Source organism: Burkholderia sp. E168m23 (assembly GCF_016586125.1).
GTDB classification, from domain to species: Bacteria; Pseudomonadota; Gammaproteobacteria; order Burkholderiales; family Burkholderiaceae; genus Burkholderia; species Burkholderia orbicola.
On sequence record NZ_BCPP01000910.1, the window covers coordinates 1 to 2,873 of the forward strand.

2 protein-coding genes and 1 pseudogene are annotated in these 2,873 nt (G+C 58.9%); 1 reads left to right on the top strand and 2 read right to left on the bottom strand.

Annotated elements, in window-relative coordinates:
* Positions 1–772 (top strand): site-specific integrase (locus tag JMF90_RS31760; RefSeq protein ID WP_201325915.1); only part of this gene is annotated, 772 nt, incomplete at its 5' end.
* Between the two features lie 93 nt (positions 773–865).
* On the opposite strand, the gene JMF90_RS31765 is transcribed toward JMF90_RS31760, so the two are convergent.
* A complete protein-coding gene (locus JMF90_RS31765; RefSeq protein ID WP_226292085.1) occupies positions 866–1,786 on the bottom strand; it encodes a hypothetical protein in 921 nt (306 codons plus the stop codon).
* 690 nt (positions 1,787–2,476) lie between these two features.
* Positions 2,477–2,873 (bottom strand): annotated as a pseudogene (locus JMF90_RS40360) (hypothetical protein); the annotation flags it as partial.

Consider the following 2,873-nt stretch of genomic DNA (forward strand, 5'->3'; position numbering starts at 1 on the left):
GCTCAGCATCGTTCGCGAGGTCGAGGCGCGCGGGGTGCGTGAGACGGCGAAGCGAATCCTCCAACGCTCGCGCGCGGTCTTCCAGTACGGGATCATGACCGGGCGATGCTCCAGGAATCCGGCAGCCGACATCGACGCGCAGACGGTCTTGAAGAAGGGGCCCGGCGTACAGCACATGGCCCGCGTGAAGGCGACGGAGATTCCGCAGCTCATGCGAGACATCGACGCTTACCAAGGCGACCTAGTCACCCGGCTCGCGCTCCGCCTGATGGCACTAACGTTTGTGCGGACAACGGAAATGATCCGTGCGGAGTGGTCGGAGTTTGACGAGGCCGCCGCAGAATGGCGCGTACCGCCGGAACGCATGAAGATGCGCGACCCGCACATCGTGCCGCTCTCACGGCAGGCACTCGACGTGCTCGCCCAGCTCCGCGCGCTCAACGGCCAGCATCGATTCGTGTTCTACAGCGTGCAAGGCCGGAGTCACATCTCGAACAACACCATGCTCTACGCGCTCTATCGCATGGGCTACAAGTCGCGGATGACGGGGCATGGCTTTCGCGGACTCGCCGCCACGGCTCTACGTGAACTCGGCTTTGGCCGGGACGTTGTAGAGCGCCAGATGGCGCACGCCGAGCGCAATCAGGTGACGGCTGCCTACGTCCACGCTGAATATCTGCCCGAGCGCAGACGAATGATGCAGGCGTGGGGTGATCATCTCGACCAGCTCAAAGCGGGAGCCGAGGTCATCCGCATTGCGTCAGCCCGTTAATGAATCGCCGTCGCCCTTGCGACTTCGCCCACCTCCCTGCACCAACAACGATCGGAGCGAATACGTGCTGTGGTTGCCCAAACGATGGATCAGTTAGAGCCCATAGTTGCGAGCAAAGTCGAGAGCCTCGCCTGTTACATGTCCACAGGTCCGGTGGTGTTCAGATGTCCACCACCGGCGGCAGAGAATTGGCTTGAAGGGAAATCGATCGAATTTTGGTTCACAACACTCCAGCTTTGCAAGTGCGTCACGAATCGCCTCGTAGCCCTCGAACGTCTTCAGATATTGATCGCGCCAAGCTTCTGCCTCCCAATGGGCCGCAGCTGGTACCGGGAAGCCAATGGCTTGTAACGAGAAGCAGAACTGCTGATCGTTGATGATGTAGATCTCGTGGACGTTCGGGCTAGGGTTGAGGTAGTTCCAACCGAAAATCCAATACGGGTATCTCGTTCCCGCTGCTTCATGGTATTTCACGACATATTCCGAAACTGCTGCGACCACCGCATCCGGATTGATCGTTTCAAGCTTTGCATAGATGTCGCGCCCGGATGTTTTGGGATGCGTCAGATCGCCTCTGATGTCGTTAATGTTAGTGATCAGGTCGAGTGTAGCGGGCCCGAGAAGGAGCGACTTGCCGAGTAATTCCGTGGGCCACTTCTTGATCTTTGCGAGGATCTGCCCCTTCCTCAATTTGTTGAAAATCTCCTCTTCTGAATGCGTTGCGTTCATGTGTGCCCGCATCTTCTCGTTCAAGAATGCTTCAAGCGCAGCGATACCGAAATAGAGCGACGCAGTCAGATGATGCGAGCGCTCCATGCCCGTCTTTGCCTCGCGCGCAGTAACCGCTTCCCGATACAGCGAAGAGAAGTTTTGCCAGACTGGATTGACTGCCCAAAGATTCATAGTCGTCGTGAGATGTGGATCAATCGCGCAATTCAAGGTCGCGGCGGAAAAGCGCGGTTGTGAGATTGTTCGTGGTGTATCTAGGAGAATATGGTACGAATTTTCGTACATGCAGCAATCGTTGATTGATGTAGAAGCATCGAATCTCGATCGGCCCGGATCAGTTGACGGCCGGCGTTCCATCTCGCCCTTCCCTGTATGCCCCCCTTCCGTGCGTTCCCCACCAGCAAAACGGAAACGGCCTAGGCATAGGGCAAGCTTGTGATTTGGCCCCATATTATTATGTGCCCCCCTTGTTTCTGCCGTCAGTAGAGAAAAGACGCGGGTGTGAGCCCCCGCGTCTTTGCCCTAGACGCAGGGTCCCCCGCTTTCCGGTCGCCCCGACACTTGCGGTCGGCGCAACAATGCCCGATCGGGGCGCATCGCGGACACCCCCCTCGAAAACACGCCTCCGACGCCCATCGAATCCCGGAGAGCCGTGCCCCGCATAGCTTCGCGGTCGCTACGGTCGGTCGACGCCTGCCCGCTCAGTGCAAAACGAGTTGGAGATTTGGAGATAAACGCCTGAATCGGCCGCAAAGCCTTGCGGGGTAAGGCTTCGTGTGTCTCCAAACGATTTGGAGAACGCTGGAGATACTGGAGATAAACCAGCCCGGATTGTTACGGTGGCGGCAAGATTCGCGGCAGCTGCCCGCCCGGTTCCGTCTGGCACGTATCGCTCAAAGTAACTTTGACGCGCGGGAGAAATATGCCGCGCAAAGGAATGCCCGCCACCGCCCTCCCGGACGGCGGCGGTGCTGTTCACAGCTCAAGCGTGAAGATCGACGGCAGCACGCGATAGACCATGAACTTGCCGTGACCGGGGATGTACTCCTGCCGGTACGGATAGCCGTCGCTGCGCGGCATCAGCACGCCGCGCTTCATCAGTGCCTTGGCGACGATCTTGTGATCGAAGCCGGCGCACACGTCCTTGCGAAACACGGCCGCTTCGATCAGGTATTCCGTCTCGACGCTTTCGGCATCGTCGGCGCTCATCTTGCCGCCGAACTCGGCGTAATACTCCCGATCGGACGCGATGGGCGTGCGCCGCTCGTCGCGCTTCACATGCTGCTTGAAGCCCGCTCGATGCGGCACATTCGGCCGGTGGTCGTCCTGCGCCCGGTTTGTTGATTTCCACCGAGTCTTAACCCACCGATGT